Below are 18924 nucleotides of genomic sequence, written 5' to 3'. Positions count from 1 at the left end.
CTTCTGTTCAAGTCATATGCGACATTAATGTGGAAAATGCGCTGCAAAAAGTGACCATTCGGTAAGGTCACATGAAGGATTGGAAAGGCTGTTGCCCCGTTGCCGCAAAAGGGCTGTGAACCCGGCTCTACTTCTTAATAGGATGTTCTGTAATAGACCGTTTCAAGCGGGGATTGCGGACGGTCGTCCGGCGAGCGGTTCGACCATGTGACGGGGAAGGCGGCAAAACGCAGCCGGTTGCCGTCTATCCATGCCCGGTCGAACAGGGTTTCTCCCTTGCTGGCAAAGGTGATGGCCGCGCAGGTCCGACCATCGACATCGAAGGGAATATTCTCTTTCCAGCCAGTCAACCCGCAGCCGATACCCTTCGGGTCACCATTATAATGCTCGACAACCGCGGGGTCGTTGGGTGTCATGGCGATCGAGGTGACGGTATGGGCAAAGAGCATGCTGTCGTTGTCCTTCAGGCCACCATCCAGCGTGCCTTCGTAACGCACCTGCACCGTGGGCTGCTGGCAGCTGCTGCGGGCGTAAATCTGTGAGACAGCATGCATGCGGCCACCGCGTATGGTGATGCGAGTGACGATGCCGTGACGATCGTTCTTGCCGATCTTAAGGCAATCGGTCGTCCATTCGCCCTGAAGATCGACCTTGCCGTCATCGGCGCGCGCTGACGTGGATGAAAGAGTAGGGAAAATGCCTGCGGCCGCGATAGATGCGGCCAACAGCAGAGCACGGGCAGGTTTCATGGAAATACCCTCAAAGCGAGACCATCTGCAAAGAGATGGACCGCGATGCGGGCAAAATTTGGGTTGGCGCAGGTCCGGTAAAAGCAGAAGCGCTTTCGCGTCCGGACAACGCGCAAAACTGCGCGAGGCGCGGGCGATCAGGCCTCGCTCACCGCCACATCAACCGCCTCGACCTTCTTGCCGGCGAAACGCAATGCCACTTCGCCATTGATGAGCTTCAGCGCCACATCGCCAAACAGTTCGCGCCGCCAGCCGGTCAGCGCTGCCACGGTAGCAGCCTCGCCCTCGGAAGCGATCTTGTCCAGATCTTCGCTGTTGGCAATGACCTTTGCTGCGACGCCGTGCTTGTCTGCCGTCAGCTTCAGGAGAACTTTCAACAGCTCCACGGCAGCGCCGGAGCCTTCCGGTGCGTGGCTGTGACGCGGCGCCTTCGGCATTTCCTCTTTCGGAAGTGCCAGCGCCGCATTCACGGTCTCGATGATGGCCGTGCCGGAGGAAGAGCGCTCCCAGCCCTTCGGGATGGTGCGAAGCCGCGACAGCGCCTCGGTGTCCTTCGGCTGCTGTTGGGCAATTTCGAAGATCGCATCGTCCTTCAGCACGCGTGAGCGCGGCACGTTGCGCGACCGCGCCTCACGTTCACGCCATGCGGCGACAAATTTGAGGATGGCGAGTTCAGTCGGCTTGCGCAGGCGCGATTTCAACCGCAGCCAGGCATCGTCGGGATGCATGTCATAGGTTTCGCGCGATTCCAGAATGTCCATCTCTTCGGTCAGCCAAAGCGAGCGGCCTTCACGCTCCAGCTGCGCCTTGAGCGCCAGATAGACATCGCGCAGATGGGTGACGTCGGCCAGCGCATAATCCAGCTGCTTTTCCGTCAGCGGGCGGCGGCTCCAGTCCGTGAAACGTGAGGATTTGTCGATCTGCACATTCTTGATCCTCTGGACCAGCTGGTCGTAAGAGATCGAATCGCCGAAACCGCACACCATGGCCGCGACCTGCGTATCGAAGATCGGGTGCGGAATAAGCCCGCCAAGATGATAGATGATTTCGATATCCTGACGCGCCGCATGGAAAACCTTCACGACATCGGGATTGGCCATGAGTTCGAACAGCGGCGTAAGGTCGAGACCCTTGGCGAGCGGGTCGACCAGTACCTCAAGGGTAGGGCTCGCCATCTGCACGAGACAAAGCTCGGGCCAGAAGGTCGTTTCACGCAGAAACTCGGTGTCGATGGTAATGAATTCCGATTTCGCCAGTTCCGTGCAGGCTTCGGCGAGGGCGGCAGTCGTTTCAATCATTGCAAATGGCCACTCGTGAAAATTATCCGTCTTACTTTCCCTTTGCCGGGCGCATGTCAATACAAAGCCCGCTTTTGAAGGCTCAAGGATCGTTTTTCTCAGGTGGTTTTGGCGTCGGCCCGTCGTTTTTGGGTGGTGCAGGGGCGGCCAGCTTCTGAAAATAGGCCGAGGTGCGCAAAAGCGGGCGGAACCGCCAGTTCCGCTCCTCAACGGGTACTCCCTCGCGCACCCTAAGCCGGTATATGGTGTAGGCGATGAAAACGATCTGGATCGCGGCCGTGTAGCTGAACAGCGCTTTGGGACCGAACTGATCGATCAGGACGGAGGCGAGCAGCGGCCCGACGGTTGCACCCACCGACCAGAAGAACAGCAGCCCGGCAGACACCATCGCATGTTCGCCCTCTTTGGCATGGTCGTTGCCATGGGCGGAACTCAGTGAATAGAGCGGCAGGGCAAAGGCGCCGAACACGAAGACGCCGATGATGTTGCTCCATTCGTCCGAGCCGGCGAACAGGGCGAGAAACACACCGACAATCACGGAGCAGGCCGTGGTAGCGAGAATGATGATGCGGCGGTCGTAACGGTCGGAATAGACGCCGAGCGGATATTGCAAGACCACGCCGCCGATGATGCCCGCACTCATGAAGGTGGCGATGGCGGTGACGGAAAGGCCGATCTGTTCGGCATAGATTGGCCCGATGTTGCGAAACGCCGCCATGCTGAGGCCGACAGCCACGCAGCCGACGACGGCAAGCGGTGAGATGCGCCACACCGCGAAAAGATTGAACGGGATCTGTTTCGGCGGCGCGGGGTTGGATTTGTCGGCAATCGAGATCGGCACCAGCGACAGCGTGAGCGCCATGGCGATCAGCGAAAACACCACGGGCCCGTCAATGCCGGCGACGGGAATGATATATTGGGCGAGCGTTACGGAACCGAGATCGACGAAACGATAGATGGACAGCGTGCGCGCACGGTTGGAATTCGTCACCTGCGCATTGATCCAGCTTTCGATCGCGGCGAAAAGGCAGGCGACAGCAATACCGATGACGAAGCGCATCAACATCCAGAACAAGGGATGAAGGACAAGCGGCATGGCGATCGAGGCGGCCGATGCGACCGCCGCCATGGTGGCGAAGGTGCGGATATGGCCAATCTTGCGCAGAAGGCGCGTCACCGAAATGCAGCCGAGCGCGAATCCGATGCTGTAGGCGGCGCTGATGAGGCCGATGGTGCTGGCCGAAAACCCTTCGGACAGGCCCCGCAGCGCGATATAGGTTCCCTGCAGACCGTTGCCGCCAATCAGAATGCCGGCGGTGACGAGAAGCGGGATAAGAGGTCTGATCTGGCTCATTGCGGGCCGACTCGGTTTGGCGGGCTGAATAAGCACTATCTAAAGCGAAGGTGCGCGAAAGGACAGGCTGAACGCGACATTGTTGTGCTTTGCCTTGACAAATCGGGCTGGTCATGCGCTTTTCCGGCAAATTTCGACAGTGCCGCCCATCTGGCCCACGACACGCTCCAGGATATTAAAATGCATCGTTACCGCAGCCACACCTGTGCCGCTCTCCGCAAGTCCGACGTCGGCGAAACCGTTCGCCTTTCCGGTTGGGTTCATCGCGTGCGAGATCATGGCGGCGTTCTCTTTATCGACCTTCGCGACCACTACGGCATTACCCAGGTCGTGGCCGATCCCGATAGCCCGGCCTTCAAGGTTGCGGAAACCGTGCGCGGTGAATGGGTGATCCGCATTGACGGTCTCGTCAAGGCGCGGTCCGAAGACACCATCAACAAGGGCATGGCCACTGGCGAGATCGAGCTTTATGCGCAGGAGATCGAGGTTCTGGGCGTTGCCAAGGAACTGCCGCTGCCCGTCTTCGGTGAGCCTGAATATCCCGAAGATGTTCGCCTGAAGTATCGCTTCCTCGACCTGCGCCGCGAAACCCTGCACAAGAACATCGTCAAGCGCACGCAGATCATCTCCTCCATGCGCAAGGGTATGGGCGATCTGGGCTTTGCCGAATATACGACGCCGATCCTCACCGCATCCTCGCCGGAAGGCGCGCGAGACTTCCTCGTTCCCTCGCGCATCCACGAAGGCCAGTTCTTCGCGCTGCCGCAGGCCCCGCAGCAGTACAAGCAGCTTCTGATGGTGGCCGGTTTCGACCGCTACTTCCAGATCGCTCCATGCTTCCGCGATGAAGACCCGCGTGCAGACCGTCTGCCGGGCGAATTCTACCAGCTCGACGTCGAAATGAGCTTCGTGACCCAGGAAGACGTCTGGACCACGATGGAGCCGATGATGACGGCCGTTTTCGAACAGTTTGCCGAAGGCAAGCCGGTGACGAAAGAATGGCCGCGCATTCCCTATGACGAATCGATCCGTAAATACGGCTCCGACAAGCCGGACCTGCGCAACCCGATTGTCATGGAAGCCGTGACCGAACATTTCGATGGCTCGGGCTTCAAGGTTTTCGCCAACATGATCGCCTCCAACCCCAAGGTGCAGGTTTGGGCTATCCCGGCCAAGACCGGTGGTTCGCGTGCATTCTGCGATCGCATGAACGCCTGGGCGCAGAGCCAGGGCCAGCCGGGCCTCGGCTACATCTTCTGGAAGGAAGAAGAAGGCAAGGTTGCCGGCTCCGGTCCGCTTGCCAAGAACATCGGCGAGGAACGCACCGAGGCGCTGCGCCAGCAGCTTGGCCTTGAGGCGGGCGACGCCTGCTTCTTCGTCGCGGGCGATCCCGCCAAGTTCTACAAGTTTGCCGGCGAGGCGCGCACCCGTGCCGCCGACGAGCTGAACCTGATTGACCGCGACCGTTTCGAAATGTGCTGGATCGTCGATTTCCCCTTCTTCGAATACAACGACGAAGAAAAGAAGATCGATTTCGCCCACAACCCCTTCTCCATGCCGCAGGGTGGAATGGAAGCGCTGGAAGGGCAGGATCCGCTCTCCATCAAGGCTTTCCAGTATGACGCGGTCTGCAACGGCTTCGAAATCGCCTCCGGCTCTATCCGTAACCAGTCGCCCGAGCTGATGGTCAAGGCTTTCGAAAAGGTCGGCCTGTCGCAGAGCGACGTGGAAGAGCGCTTCGGCGGTCTCTACCGCGCCTTCCAGTACGGTGCGCCTCCGCATGGCGGTTGCGCCTTCGGTATCGACCGCGTGGTCATGCTTCTGGTTGGTGCGAAGAACCTGCGCGAAATCACGCTGTTCCCGATGAACCAGCAGGCACAGGACTTGCTGATGAACGCGCCGTCCCCGGCAACGCCGACCCAGCTTCGCGAGCTGGCGCTGCGCGTGGTTCCGTCCAAGAAGGACTGATCTCAACCGCCACGGGTTTTGAACAAAAGGGCTGGCGGCGACGCCGGCCCTTTCTGTTTCTGCAACGAACGTGGGAAAGTCACAATTTTACCGCGAGTTTAACGGAATTCCGAACGTAATCAGCCGGAATCCGATCCCAGTATAGTTTTGCGCTCATTTTGGGGACGCAAAGACTATCGGGGATTTTAAACTTGGGACAGCGCCGGCCGAACTTCGCTTGGGGTTGCGGCGCGATCATATTTATAAGGATTTCAGAATGGCACATGAATCGGAAAAAGATCTCGCCCCGGCCGGTGGGCAGATGCCGCCAGCCCCGCCTCGCAACGGCTTCGCCGTCAGCCTGCGCTCACCGGGCGCCAAGTTTCTGATGATCGGTTTCATATCGATGGTTCTGCTCGTACCGCTGCTTCTCGTCTGGGCGCTGACGGAAGAGCGCGCCTCGCGGGCCGAGGATGTTTCGGGCCGTATCGCCAGCGGCTGGGGTGGCGATCAGGTGGTGAACGGCCCTTATCTCGCCGTGCCTTTCGACGTGGAAAGACGCCGCGAGGTGAACGGCCAGAGCATCGTCGATCGCACGACCGAATGGGCGCTGGTCATGCCGGAAACGCTTGATGTCACGGCCGATCTGAAGACCGAGGAGAAGCGGCTGTCGATCTACAGCCTGCCGGTCTATAATGGCGACCTTGTCCTCAAAGGCCGGTTCGGTGCCGGCATCCTTCAGGATCTCGCCCGCTTCTCCGGCACGCCCCGCCTCGACAGCGCCATTCTCGTTCTCAGCATACAGGATATGACCGGCATTCGCTCGAGCGCCGGTGTCAGGATCGATGGCGGTTCCGTATTGCCGTTCGATCCCGGCATGCGTGATATCTCTGTCATAGCGCCCCGCACGGGTGCGCAGGACATGTCCATCAGGTCCGATGCCGGCGTGCACAGATCGATCGAAAGAGGCCTTGTCGAGAAAGGCTTCGATTTCGATATAGCCTTCTCCCTGAATGGTTCCGGCAGCTTTGCCGTCGCGCCCGCCGGCCAGACCACCAGTTTGGCGGCCAAGGCCAACTGGCCGCATCCCGGCTTTGAAGGCCTGTTCCTGCCGGAGGAAAAGACCGTCACAGCCTCGGATTTCACGGCCAACTGGACAATCCCCTATCTCGCAAGGGGCATAGACCGCGTGGTCGAGAGTTCGCGCCTGCCGCTGACCGACAGCCTGATGAGGATCAACCTCGTCGAGCCCGTGAAATTCTACCAGATCATCGCCCGGACACTCAAATATTCGATAGGCTTCATCTCTCTGGTGTTCCTGGCCGTCTTCATCGTCGAACTGAGGGGCGGCAGCAGCGTGCACTGGATTCAGTACGTGCTGACGGGGCTGGCGCTGATCGTTTTCTACGTGCTGCTGCTCGCACTTGCGGAACATACGGGCTTCACCATCGCCTATGCTGCGGCGTCGCTTCTGACAGCGCTCCTGATCTCCTCCTATCTCGGAAGCGCAACCGATAGCCGTCAGAACGGGATAGCCCTGTTCACGGTTCTGGCGGTGGCTTATGGGGTCATGTATCTGGTTCTGAATGAGGATGAATATGCGCTGCTGGCCGGCGCGTTGATATCTTTCATCGCCATTGCTGCCACCATGTTCGCAACCCGCAGGGTCGACTGGTCGGGAACCGGCCCAACCCAGCACAACACCAATATTGGTCGCAGCGAAGCCTCGTAAGGCGCATCGCCAGCATCGAAAGGCGGGCAGACAACTTGCTGCCCGCTTTTTTGCCGTCTATAGGTGGAGCATTCACCACGGACCCGGTGAAATTCCGGGTGGCTCTTCTGGCCGCCGATCCGCCAGACAACGCAAAGCACCGACATTCTTTTTCAATCTACCGGACATGCTTCCGGCCGGTGCGTCATACTTTGCGAAAAAATCAAATGAACAGATTTCAGACTTACAGACGTGAGTGGTTTTCCAATATTCGCGGCGATGTGCTTTCCGGCATCGTCGTCGCACTCGCGCTCATTCCCGAAGCAATCGGCTTTTCCGTCATCGCCGGCGTCGATCCGAAGGTGGGGTTGTTCGCTTCTTTCGCCATTGCCTGCGTCTGCGCCTTCACCGGTGGCCGTCCGGGCATGATTTCCGCGGCAACCGCCGCCACAGCCGTCCTGATGGTGACGCTGGTGAAGGAACACGGCCTACAATATCTCTTTGCTGCGACCATCCTCATGGGCGTGCTGCAGATCGCTGCGGGCTTTGCAAGGCTCGGGCGGGTGATGCGCTTCGTCTCTCGCTCAGTCATGACCGGCTTCGTCAATGCGCTGGCGATCCTGATCTTCATGGCGCAATTGCCCGAGCTGATAGGCGTGCCTGTCGCAACCTACGTCATGATCGCGGCTGGTCTTGCGATCATCTATCTCTTCCCGCTGGTCACGAAAATCATCCCGTCGCCGCTGGTCGCCATCGTCGTTTTGACCTGCGTAGCGGTGTTTTTCGGCATGGATATCCGCACCGTCGGCAATCTCGGCGAGCTGCCCTCGACGCTGCCGGTCTTCGCCCTGCCACAGGTGCCGCTGACTTTCGAAACGCTGCAGATCATCTTTCCCTATTCCGCAGCGCTGGCTGCCGTCGGTCTCCTGGAATCCCTGCTGACGGCACAGATCGTCGACGACATGACAGATACCGGCAGCAACAAGAGCCGGGAATGCATCGGGCAGGGGACAGGCAACATCGCCTCCGCGCTGATCGGCGGCATGGGCGGCTGCGCCATGATCGGCCAGTCGGTCATCAACGTCAGATCCGGCGGCAGGGGCAGGCTCTCCACCTTTGTGGCGGGCGCCTTCCTGCTGTTCCTCATTCTGGTGCTGGATGATCTTGTCCGCATCATTCCAATGGCCGCTCTTGTGGCTGTCATGATCATGGTTTCGATCGGCACCTTCTCGTGGCGTTCGATTCTCGATCTCAGCCGCAATCCACCGTCTTCCAGCATCGTCATGCTGGTAACGGTCGGGACCGTGCTGGCGACCCATGATCTCGCAAAAGGCGTGCTCGCAGGCGTGCTTCTCTCCGGCGTGTTTTTCGCGGGGAAGGTTTCAAAACTCTTCCACGTTCGTCCAGAGCTTGTCGCGGATGGTCGGCACCGCATCTACCGCGTCGATGGGCAGATTTTCTTCGCCTCGACGGAGAGCTTCATTGCCGCCTTCGATTTTGCCGAAGACGTGGAAACGATCACCATCGACGTCACACAGGCGCATCTGTGGGACATTTCGGCTGTCGGTGCGCTGGACAAGGTCGTGCTGAAATTCCGCAAGACCGGCAAGACGGTCGAGGTGATCGGCGTCAACGAAGCGAGCGCCCATATGATCGACCGTTTCGCCCTGCACGACAAGCAGGATGGAGCGACAGCCTCAATCCACTGACCAGAAGTAAAAAGCCCCGGCGTAACCGGGGCTTTTTGTTGTGCTATTCGTTTGCCGTCACCGTGACGCCGAGCATTGTCGGCAGGGTGTTCGGTGCACCCATGGCGGCGCCCATGATCATCGGGAAGGGAACCGGCTTTTCCGGTTCGGCCGAGATGGAGAAGCTCTTCGGATTGTCGATATAGGCGTTGATCGCAGCCGACACCATGTTCTGCAATTCCGGAACGTTGAGCGAAGCCATCATGATGGGCGCCATGCCCTTGATGGTCTGGGAAAGCTGATCGCTGGTCATACCCTGCTGGCTTGCAGCGTAGTCGATGGCGCGCTTGGTGATGCTGGCATCTTCGAAGCTGATTTCGGCATTAACGAAGGAAAGCTGCTGCATCAGGCCGAGCATGGCAAGGCCCGCTGCCTGTTCCGCCTGTTCCTTGTTCGGATTTGCAGCCTGCGCCTTCACCGTCTCCTGCATCGATTTGATGAAGGCGAGTGTGTAACCGGAGAAACCGAACGACATGTTGAGACGGCCGACCTTGTCGAGGTCGATGGCATATTCCTCGACGTCTACGGTGCCGGAGGCAACTTCCCAGCTTCCGCTCATGGTCATGTTGCCGGAAAGGGCCTGCAGATTGAGCTTTTCAATTGCGTCCTTCGTGGCCGGATCGTTGACTTCGCTGAGATCGGCTTTGAAGCCGGATGCGTCGAGATCGAAGCCGATCGAGGCCTTGTCGTCGCTGACGGACATCGTTGCGCTGCTTTCCTCGAGCGAGAAAGCCTGCTTGCCGTCGATGGAAACGGAAATCGGACCGCTATGCGCCTCGTCGTAGAACATCAGCGCATCAATCGTGCCCGTCGTCGCATCTGCAGGGATGGTGAGACCTGACATGTAGATGTCGTTAGCCTTGATCTCCACGTTTTCCTGCTTGTAATCGACATTGTCGAAACGCGCGTTCTTGATCTTGTAGCCGCCGTTGTTTTCCTCGACGCCTTCAAGGGTGACGTTGCCGACCGGAATTTTTTTGGCCGGATCGGCAGCCGCATTAAAGGTTACGCCGTTCAGCGTCACCGTGTCGCCGTTGACGGCGACGGATCCGGCGGCGATTTCACCGCCCTGCGCGGCGTAGGCGGCGTTGATCTTTTTCAGAACGTCATTGCCATCCAGTGCGAATGCCGGTGCGGAAAGCGCGAGAAGCGCGGCACTTGCGAAAAGAATCTGCCGGGTGGATTTCAGTCTCATAGTGTTTCTTCCCTCAATGTGCGGATGTGCACCGTGTTCTAAATGTGAATGGTGACATTTATATTCGCGATTATTCAAAGGTCTACAGGATTTAGATCGATTCGTATGACGGCGGCATTGCGGCATTCGCAACGCAGTTAATAAAAATCCTCACAAAAGGCATCGTTTCGTCCACAGCCGAGCCCCCCGAATTCCTTGCCGGGAATCGGCATTTCCGCTAGTCAAGCACCATGGGAAAAAATCTTGTACCTCCGTCAGGCGGAGACGATAACATTCATCCGGTCGATTTGAAGGCGGCGCTTGAAGAGCGCTACCTCGCTTACGCCTTGTCCACGATCATGCATCGTGCGCTGCCGGATGTGCGCGATGGACTGAAGCCGGTTCACCGCCGCATCATCCACGCCATGAGCGAAATGGGCATCCGCCCCAACTCGGCTTTCAAGAAATGCGCCCGTATCGTCGGTGACGTTATCGGTAAGTTCCATCCGCATGGCGACCAGTCGGTCTACGATGCGCTGGTCCGTCTCGCGCAGGATTTCTCGCAGCGTTATCCGATCGTGGACGGGCAGGGCAATTTCGGCAATATCGATGGCGACGGCGCCGCCGCCTATCGTTATACCGAAGCACGCATGACCGATGTAGCAGCGCTGCTGCTCGAAGGCATCGGCGAGGACGCGGTTGACTTCCGCGCTACTTATAATGAGGAAGATGAGGAGCCGGTCGTCCTCCCGGGCGCGTTCCCCAATCTGCTTGCCAACGGCGCCTCCGGCATTGCCGTCGGCATGGCGACGTCCATCCCGCCGCACAACGCCCATGAACTGTGCGACGCAGCTCTGCATCTCATCAAGCATCCGGATGCGACGGTTGAAAAGCTGGTGGAATTCATTCCTGGCCCCGACCTGCCGACCGGCGGGGTGATCATCGAAAGCCGCGAGAATATTCTCGAAGCCTATAAGACCGGGCGCGGTGGTTTCCGCGTGCGCGCCAAATGGGAAACGGAAGACCTCGGACGTGGCGGCTATCAGATCGTCATCACCGAAATCCCGTTCCAGGTGCAGAAATCTCGGCTGATCGAAAAGATCGCCGAGCTGCTGCTCGCCCGCAAACTGCCGCTGCTTGAGGATGTTCGCGACGAATCGGCCGAAGACGTGCGTATCGTGCTGGTTCCGAAAAACCGTACCGTCGACGCGACGCTGCTGATGGAATCGCTGTTCCGTCTGTCCGACCTTGAAAGCCGCCTGCCGCTCAACATGAACGTACTGTCGCTTGGCAGGGTGCCGAAGGTCATGGCGCTGAACGAGGTTCTGAGCGAATGGCTGGCACACCGCAAGGACGTGCTGGTCCGCCGTTCCCGCCATCGTCTCGCGGCCATCGATCGCAGGCTCGAGATTTTGGGCGGCCTGCTGGTCGCCTATCTCAATCTCGATGAGGTGATCCGTATCATCCGCGAGGAGGACGAGCCGAAACAGGTGATGATGGCCAAGTGGTCGCTCACCGATAATCAGGCCGAAGCCATACTCAACATGCGTCTGCGCAATCTGCGCAAGCTCGAGGAATTCGAAATCCGCAAGGAGTTCGACGAACTCAGCAGCGAGAAGGCTGAAATCGAGGGGCTGCTCGCCTCCGATGAAAAGCAATGGCAGACCGTCGCCTGGGAAATCGGCGAGGTCAAAAAGAAATATGCCAAGGCAACCGAGATCGGCCGTCGCCGCACGCAGTTTGCGGATGCGCCGGATGCCGACATCGAGGCCATCCAGCAGGCGATGATCGAAAAGGAACCGGTCACCATCGTCATCTCGCAGAAGGGGTGGATCAGGGCGCTGAAGGGGCATATGTCCGATACGTCGGCTCTGACCTTCAAGGAGGGCGATGGCCCGAAGCTCGCCTTCCCGGCGCAGACGACCGACAAGTTGCTGCTGCTGACCACCGGCGGCAAGGCCTACACGCTCGGCGCAGACAAGCTGCCGGGCGGTCGCGGCCATGGCGAGCCGATCCGCATCATGGTCGATATGGAGAACGATCAGGACATCCTGACGGCCTTCGTTCACGATCCGTCGCGCAAGCTTCTGCTAGTCTCGACTGGCGGCAACGGCTTCATCGTGGCCGAAAGCGAAATGGTCGCAAATACCCGCAAGGGCAAGCAGATCATGAATGTCGCCATGCCTGACGAAGCCAAGCTCGCCGTACCTGTTACTGGCGACCATGTCGCCGTCGTTGGCGAAAACCGCAAGCTTCTGGCCTTCCCGCTGTCGCAGGTGCCGGAAATGTCACGCGGCAAGGGCGTGCGCCTGCAACGCTACAAGGACGGCGGCGTGGTTGATGTGAAATGTTTCGCGCTCGCAGACGGCTTGAGCTGGTCCGACACGGCCGGGCGCCTCTTCACCAAGGTCGGTGAGGAATTGCGCGAATGGCTGGCAGACCGCGCCACAGTAGGTCGCACCGTACCGAAGGGCTTTCCGCGTAGCGGGAAATTTGGCGGGTAAATCCGTCCTCTCTCGATATAAACAGAAGAAGCGCCGCATATCGAAAGACGTGCGGCGCTTCCGTTTAATCGAGTGGGACGACGTGGTCGCGTAGAAAAAGATAAACGCCGTCCTCATCAATGTTGCCGGCAGCGACGTCGAGAACAAAAGCGATGACATCAGCTTGCTCGGCGTGGATTTCATGGCCGTTGATGAACAAGAAGGTGTAGGCCGCTAGAAACGCGGTTCGTTTGTTTCCATCTGAAAATGGGTGGTTGCGGGCTATCCCGTAAAGATAGGCGGATGCAAGCCTTAGAGCGTCTTCCTCACCGTAGGCGGCTTTGTGAAGGGGGCGTGCCAAAGCTGCCTCAAGTGCGTTCTCGTCTTTTAGACCTTGCAGGCCACCATGTTCAACAAGTTGTTCCCGATGTATTATTTCAATGGAAGTTCGGGACAGCCACTTAATTCTTTTCATTTTGCGAGTTCTCTCAGCGCCACATGGTATTTCTTCATGCCGCGCCGGGCAGCTTCAAGCTGCTCGCTCAAATCCGCTTGTTCAGGGACGAGTTCGATGTTCCCGGAGACTTCCCTTAGTTCAAGGGTATCACCCGTCTTGAGACCCATGCGATCCAGGACTTCTTTTGGGATGATAATGCCTTCGGAATTACCGATTTTCCGGATTGTGATGTTCATGACGCCAACTCCTGTTATAACTAAGTTATAACATGGTCGTCAGGGTGGAGACAATGCCGTTGTTGGACTGATCTATTCGGCTGTCTCTACCGCAGGCACATAAACCTCCCACCCACGCGGTGTCAGATGCTCCTGCGGGTGGTAGCGCGTCTTGTAGCCCATCTTTTCAGAACCATCGACCCAGTAGCCAAGATAGACGTGCGGCAGGCCGAGCGCGCGTGTGCGGGTGATGTGATCCATGATCATGAAAGTGCCGAGCGAGCGCTTTTCTAGATCGGGGTTGAAGAAGGAATAGACCATCGACAGCCCGTCGCTCATCACATCGCTCAGCGCTACGGCGAGAAGTTCACCTCGTTTGCTGGAATCGATGCCGGAGCCGGGCTCTCGCACACGGTATTCGATGATGCGAGTGTTGACGTGCGTGTCTTCGATCATGATCGCATAGTCGAGCGCCGACATGTCGGACATGCCGCCTGACTGGTGCCGATGGTCGAGATAGCGGCGAAACAGTGAGAACTGTTCGGTGGATGGCTCAGCGGCATGAACGGTGGCGACGACATCCTTGTTGATGGAGAGAACGCGCCGCATCGATTTCGTCGGCTGGAACTGTTCGGCAAGGATGCGCACGGAAACGCAAGCTCGACAGGTTTCGCACGCCGGGCGATAGGCGATGTTTTGTGAACGCCTGAAGCCGCCCTGGGTCAGAAGGTCGTTCATTTCCGACGCACGCGGGCCGACCAGATGCGTGAAAACCTTCCGCTCCATCTGGTTCGGCAAGTAGGGGCAGGTGGCCGGTGCCGTAAGATAGAATTGGGGAGAGGGCGTCGCCTGCGTGTTCATCGAACCGTGATCGCCTCCTGCGTCTGTTGTGAAAGCGCGCCGCGATTTCACGGGGTGCGGCGACGCTTCAAGCGACATGCATAATGTCACAGAATGGCAAAATGACGGAAAACGTCAACTGCACCATGCGGTATTTGCCTGATATGCAAGCCACGTTTTCGTGGCTTTCCCTTATATCAGTAGGTTCTGACCATGACGGTGCCGAGCAGGAAGTCATGAACGAGGCGAGAGCGCTCCGTAAACAGGCCTGCAAGCAGGATAAGCGGCGTCAAAACCGAGTTGATGATCCAGAAAAGCGCAATGTGCACGGTGGCCAGAAGGAAATCGATTCGCCGTCCGTCCATGCGCGCCATCGCGATTCCCATCGCCCGCATGCCGGGTGAGGCCTGCGACGGGCCGCTGAGCGTCACGCCGAAATAAAGGACCGCGACGATGACGAACAAGGCCGGATAGAGGAAGAAGCCGAGACCCAGCGTAATCACGCCGAGAAAGAAGACGATCACGGCGGCTGGAATGCAAAGCAGGAGAACGATCGCGTAATCGATCAGGAACGCGAAGACCCGTCGGCTCAGTACGCCGCTATAGGCGCGCCAGTCGTCCGGTGCGACATAGGTAGGGTTCTGGTCGAGGTTCATCGGTCGTTTTCTCCTGAGAAGACATGACAGCTCGAAACGCGCTTTTCGTCAGGCAGCATTCCGTGTCAGCAAACAATATGGGAAGAAAACGACCGAATACAATAAGCGTCGGCTGTCAGCCCTTCGCGAGTTTGCGCGCGGCTTCCACTGCGAAATAGCTCAGAATGCCATCGCAGCCTGCACGCTTGAAACAGAGAAGCGTTTCCATCATCACGCGCTCGCCGTCGATCCAGCCATGCATGGCCGCTGCCTTGATCTGGGTATATTCACCGGACACCTGATAGGCGAAGGTGGGCAGCCCGAAATTCTCTTTCAGCCGCCAACAGATGTCGAGATAGGGCAAGCCGGGTTTGACCATCAGCATGTCAGCACCTTCTTCCACGTCGAGCGCTGCGTCGCGGATTGCCTCCATGCCGTTGGCGGGGCTGATGTAATAGCTGTTCTTGTCCCCTTTCAGCAGTCCGGCCGTCGAAATGGCCTCGCGATACGGACCGTAATAGCCGGAGGAGAATTTTGTGGCATAGGCCATGATGCCGACGTTCTGGTGCCCGGCCGCATCCAGGCCGCGGCGGATGGCGCCGATGCGGCCATCCATCATCTCGGACGGAGAAATAATGTCCGAACCGGCATCGGCCTGAAGGATTGCAGCACGAACGACCTGATCCACGGTCTCGTCATTGACGATTTCATCGCCGCGCAGAATGCCGTCATGCCCATGGCTGGTGAAGGGATCGAGCGCAACATCGGTGATCATGCCGATATTCGGAACCGCTTTTTTGACCGCGATGGTCGCCTGATTGATGAGGTTGTTGGCCTCGAGCGCATTCGAGCCGGTCTCGTCGCGCAAGTCCATCTCGATATTCGGGAAGGTCGCAATCGCCGGAATGCCGAGATCGGCGGCTTCCTTCGCCGCTTCGACCAGCTTGTCGACGCTCATGCGGTTTACGCCGGGCATCGCCGGTATGGGGTCGAGGATATTGCTGCCCGGTACGATGAAGACCGGCCAGATGAGATCATCGACGGTCAGGCGGCTTTCCTGAACCAGACGGCGAGTCCAGTCGGCCTTGCGATTGCGGCGCATGCGGCGATGGCCGGTGATCGCGTCGACCAGATGCGTTTTGTCCTGCATGTAAGAATGTCCTTCGTATCCCACCCAAGTCAGGAAAGCTGCATAACACGAAGCAAGCGCCGTGCGAATGCGACAATGTTTCCCCCTGGACTTCCCCGGTGAGCGAGGGTGCTTTGACAAGGCAAGCCGCCGAATTCAATATGGGCTGGTCGCCCGCCCGTCGAAACCGTATCTTCCGGCCATGGAACCTGATTCTCAACCTCTGCCGAAACGTCCGCTGACGGAAATCCTCTTTCTGGTCTTCATGAGGCTGGTCGCGGTTTCCTGTTTCTGGTTCGGCCTGCAATATTGGGCGATGCTGACGGGATATTCTCTCGGCGGGCATGGGCGGTTCGATATGCTTAACCTGCCATGGCGAGTGGCGGGTAGTGCGCTTGCGGTGATTTTCCCGGTCGCGGCGCTCGGTCTCTGGCTCGGCGCCTCCTGGGGGGCAGTCATGTGGGTCTTGGGTGCCGGCACCCAGATCGCCATGTATAAGGTGTGGCCATATATCTTCGGCGCCAACACGCTTGTACCCGTCATGCACGGTCTCGTGGCAACCATTTATATACTATTCCTGGTCGCTTTTTGGCTCGATCAGCGCCAGAATGAAGAGCGCGCAAGAATTGATTTACCATAAGAATAAAGCAATTAAGCCTGGTTTTCGGTCGAATTTTATTGCTAAGTCTTTGATTTGTAATGCATGGCGATAAGCCAGTCCCGCTTCGCCACAAGTTTGACCCACTTGGGAAAATGCAGGTAAGCATTTGTTAATCGTAGCTTTTAAGTAGAATTTTATGCGCATTGATTAGGTTCTCACTCAAGGCGGGAGACAAACAAACACACCGCCAAACAAAACAGTGAGGCAGTCATGATCAATAGCAAAGCAAAGCCGCAGGCCGTTGTTGCCGACGCACATGAAGATACCATTCGTTCGCTCTACATGGAGTCGCTGCACCTGGTGGAACGTCTCCACCGCCGCCTCCTCGATGTCATCAAGGACGAGTTCGATCGTCAGGGTCGCGATGACGTCAACGCCGTTCAGGCGCTCCTGCTGTTCAACATCGGCAATTCCGAACTGACGGCCGGCGAGCTTCGTTCGCGTGGTTATTACCTCGGATCGAACGTCTCCTACAACGTCAAGAAGCTCGTAGACCTCGGTCTCATCAACCACCAGCGCTCGCGTGTCGACCGCCGCTCGGTCCGCATCAGCCTGACTGAAAAAGGCCAGGAAATCGCCGAAACGGTTGCTCACCTCTACGAGCGCCACGTCGGCTCGATCGAAAAGGTCGGCGGCATCGGCACCGGCGAGTTCTCCGAAATGAACAAGCTGCTGCAGCGCCTCGATCGCTTCTGGAACGACTCGATCGCTTATCGTCTCTAATTCCGCGGCGGTTTCACTGTTAGCGCCGGGGGCATCGGTTTGCCTCCGGCTTGCGGATTCGTGTTGGAGGCGCCGTTCACCTGTGCGTGTCAAGCCCGGTCTCTCAGGTGCGCTTTCGCCCTGTTTTGCAGGCATACACAGCTTCGTGAGAAAAGGTCCGTGACACGAATTGGCCATATTGATATGGGACCCGCAAAGGTGAAGGAGCCGGCGGTTTCTCCTGCTGTCGTGGCAAGTCCCGACTGTTCTGCCAGACAATAGCGCCCAGACCATGGGTATTGAGCATTACCGGCCGGCAGACACGTTGTACGTGTTTGTTAATCATATTGATTTAGGCATTGTTGAGAATGCCGAAGAGAGTGGCTGGTAGGTAGAATGACAAAAAAAACCGTTTCCGAATCCGTATCGCGCCGTGCGCTTCTGCGCTCGGCTGTTTCCGTTGGTGTTGCCGCGCTTGCCGCGCCGGCCCTGGCGCAGAATGCACTCAACGATCTCATGGGCTCATCGCGCCGCGGCAACTGGGATGACCAGTTCGACGCGAATTCGTCGCGTTCCGCCGTTGGTGTCGTTTCCAACAACCCGGTTCTCGGACGGGAAGCGCCTGTCTACATGCAGCAGGCGATCATGCAATATCAGCAGATCGTGCAGAATGGCGGCTGGCCGGACGTGCCCGTCACCCAGCAGCGTCTCCAGATCGGCGTTTCCGATCCTTCCGTTCAGGCGCTTCGCCAGCGATTGATGGTTTCCGGCGACCTGCCGCGCGAAGCTGGCATTTCCAGCGCCTTCGACTCTTACGTCGATGGTGCGTTGAAGCGCTTCCAGGCCCGCCACGGCCTTCCCGCCGATGGTGTCAGCGGCGAATACACGACCAAGGCGCTCAATGTTTCGGCCCAGATCCGTCTGGCCCAGTTGCAGACCAACCTCGTGCGCATTCAGTCCATGTCCGGCGATCTCGGCCAGCGTCACCTGATGGTGAACATTCCGGCCGCTGCCATCGAGGCGGTTGAGAATGAGCGCGTCGTCCTGCGCAACACCGCCGTCGTCGGTCGCGCCAGCCGCCCGACGCACGTCATCAATTCCAAGATTTACGAAGTCATCCTCAACCCTTACTGGACAGCGCCGCGCTCGATCGTCGAAAAGGACATCGTGCCGCTGATGCAGAAGGACCCGACCTATCTGGAGCGGAACAACATCCGCCTCATCGACGGCAAGGGGCAGGAAGTTTCGCCGACGGCGGTCGACTGGTTTGCGCCAAAGGCACCGAACCTGATGTTCCGCCAGGACCCCGGCAAGATCAACGCCATGTCCTCGACGAAGATCAACTTCCACAATCCGAACAACGAATATATGCACGACACGCCGCAGCAGGGTCTGTTCAACAAGCTGATGCGGTTCGAATCGTCCGGCTGCGTGCGCGTACAGAACGTGCGCGACCTCACAAGCTGGCTGCTGCGCGACACGCCCGGCTGGTCGCGTCAGGAAATGGAACGCGTCATCGCCACCCGCGTCAACACACCGATCAAGCTGGCGCAGGAAGTGCCTGTCTATTTCGTCTACATCACCGCATGGTCGGCGAAGGACGGCGTGGTGCAGTTCCGCGACGACATCTATGAAAAGGACGGCAACGCCGAACTGGCGCTCAACACCACCACCGGCATCGAACAGCCGGCTGGACCTGTCGACGACGACCTGTTGCCGCGCAACTGATCCGGCGCTGCCATCAGGTTTTTATATTTAAGTGAAAGGCCGCACCCCGTCGGGTGTGGCTTTTTTCATTTTCGCTGCTGGTTTTGAAAAAAC

The 18924-nt window shown here is 58.4% G+C and carries 16 protein-coding genes and 1 other annotated feature; of the genes, 7 read left to right on the top strand and 9 right to left on the bottom strand.

Going from position 1 to position 18924, the window contains the following annotated elements; all coding sequences use genetic code 11:
- Window positions 1-134 precede the first annotated feature (134 nt).
- From FB593_RS03820 to FB593_RS03810, 3 genes are all read right to left on the bottom strand, one after another.
- Window positions 135-749, bottom strand: coding sequence for a hypothetical protein (locus FB593_RS03820; protein ID WP_065704759.1), 615 nt, complete (start codon window positions 747-749; stop codon window positions 135-137).
- A gap of 137 nt (window positions 750-886) precedes the next feature.
- Window positions 887-2047: a ribonuclease D gene (rnd, locus tag FB593_RS03815; protein WP_003512471.1), complete on the bottom strand. Its 1161-nt coding sequence runs from the start codon at window positions 2045-2047 to the stop codon at window positions 887-889.
- An 82-nt stretch (window positions 2048-2129) separates the two neighbouring features.
- A complete protein-coding gene (locus FB593_RS03810) occupies window positions 2130-3401 on the bottom strand; it encodes an MFS transporter (protein WP_113473830.1) in 1272 nt (423 codons plus the stop codon).
- A gap of 180 nt (window positions 3402-3581) precedes the next feature.
- Between FB593_RS03810 and aspS the strand changes: the two genes are divergently transcribed.
- The 3 genes from aspS to FB593_RS03795 all read left to right on the top strand — a co-directional run bounded on the left by aspS (window position 3582) and on the right by FB593_RS03795 (window position 8768).
- The gene (aspS, locus tag FB593_RS03805) at window positions 3582-5369 is read left to right on the top strand and encodes an aspartate--tRNA ligase (protein WP_003512477.1); all 1788 of its coding nucleotides are present in this window, start codon (window positions 3582-3584) and stop codon (window positions 5367-5369) included.
- Window positions 5370-5625: 256 nt separating this feature from the next.
- Entirely contained in the window at window positions 5626-7080 is a 1455-nt protein-coding gene (creD, locus tag FB593_RS03800; RefSeq protein ID WP_003512481.1) for a cell envelope integrity protein CreD, read from the top strand.
- A gap of 76 nt (window positions 7081-7156) precedes the next feature.
- Window positions 7157-7212: a sequence feature (sul1 is cis-regulatory element that is thought to sense ions involved in sulfur or methionine metabolism; They are found in Alphaproteobacteria), on the top strand.
- 74 nt (window positions 7213-7286) lie between these two features.
- Window positions 7287-8768 (top strand): SulP family inorganic anion transporter, encoded by a 1482-nt coding sequence (locus FB593_RS03795; RefSeq protein WP_145166334.1) that lies wholly within the window; start codon window positions 7287-7289, stop codon window positions 8766-8768.
- Window positions 8769-8811: 43 nt separating this feature from the next.
- On the opposite strand, the gene FB593_RS03790 is transcribed toward FB593_RS03795, so the two are convergent.
- A complete protein-coding gene (locus FB593_RS03790; protein WP_003512485.1) occupies window positions 8812-10002 on the bottom strand; it encodes a hypothetical protein in 1191 nt (396 codons plus the stop codon).
- Between the two features lie 230 nt (window positions 10003-10232).
- Here FB593_RS03790 and parC point away from each other — a divergent pair, with 230 nt between their 5' ends.
- Window positions 10233-12485, top strand: coding sequence for a DNA topoisomerase IV subunit A (gene parC / locus FB593_RS03785; protein ID WP_013635880.1), 2253 nt, complete (start codon window positions 10233-10235; stop codon window positions 12483-12485).
- 64 nt (window positions 12486-12549) lie between these two features.
- Here parC and FB593_RS03780 read toward each other — a convergent pair whose 3' ends face one another.
- The 5 genes from FB593_RS03780 to hemB all read right to left on the bottom strand — a co-directional run bounded on the left by FB593_RS03780 (window position 12550) and on the right by hemB (window position 15761).
- On the bottom strand, window positions 12550-12939 hold the full coding sequence (locus FB593_RS03780) for a type II toxin-antitoxin system death-on-curing family toxin (protein WP_038490620.1): 390 nt from the start codon (window positions 12937-12939) through the stop codon (window positions 12550-12552).
- Entirely contained in the window at window positions 12936-13157 is a 222-nt protein-coding gene (locus FB593_RS03775) for an AbrB/MazE/SpoVT family DNA-binding domain-containing protein (protein ID WP_038490623.1), read from the bottom strand. The genes FB593_RS03780 and FB593_RS03775 overlap by 4 nt, the downstream gene beginning before the upstream one ends.
- 72 nt (window positions 13158-13229) lie before the next feature.
- Entirely contained in the window at window positions 13230-13997 is a 768-nt protein-coding gene (locus FB593_RS03770; protein WP_038492769.1) for an arginyltransferase, read from the bottom strand.
- Between the two features lie 176 nt (window positions 13998-14173).
- Complete coding sequence (locus FB593_RS03765; protein WP_038490628.1) at window positions 14174-14632, bottom strand: RDD family protein; 459 nt, start codon at window positions 14630-14632, stop codon at window positions 14174-14176.
- A gap of 115 nt (window positions 14633-14747) precedes the next feature.
- A complete protein-coding gene (gene hemB, locus FB593_RS03760; protein WP_003512495.1) occupies window positions 14748-15761 on the bottom strand; it encodes a porphobilinogen synthase in 1014 nt (337 codons plus the stop codon).
- Window positions 15762-15942: 181 nt separating this feature from the next.
- On the opposite strand from hemB, the gene FB593_RS03755 reads away from it, so the two are divergent.
- The 3 genes from FB593_RS03755 (at window position 15943) to FB593_RS03745 (ending at window position 18831) form a co-directional block, all read left to right on the top strand.
- Window positions 15943-16380, top strand: coding sequence for a DUF6163 family protein (locus tag FB593_RS03755; protein WP_003512497.1), 438 nt, complete (start codon window positions 15943-15945; stop codon window positions 16378-16380).
- 234 nt (window positions 16381-16614) lie between these two features.
- The gene (gene ldtR / locus FB593_RS03750) at window positions 16615-17124 is read left to right on the top strand and encodes a transcriptional regulator LdtR (protein WP_025593036.1); all 510 of its coding nucleotides are present in this window, start codon (window positions 16615-16617) and stop codon (window positions 17122-17124) included.
- 375 nt (window positions 17125-17499) lie between these two features.
- A complete protein-coding gene (locus FB593_RS03745; protein WP_013635882.1) occupies window positions 17500-18831 on the top strand; it encodes a L,D-transpeptidase family protein in 1332 nt (443 codons plus the stop codon).
- Window positions 18832-18924 lie beyond the last annotated feature (93 nt).

The sequence above is a fragment of the Rhizobium sp. SJZ105 genome, assembly GCF_007828365.1.
GTDB classification, from domain to species: Bacteria; Pseudomonadota; Alphaproteobacteria; order Rhizobiales; family Rhizobiaceae; genus Agrobacterium; species Agrobacterium tumefaciens.
This window is presented reverse-complemented; position numbering and strand designations above follow the sequence as displayed.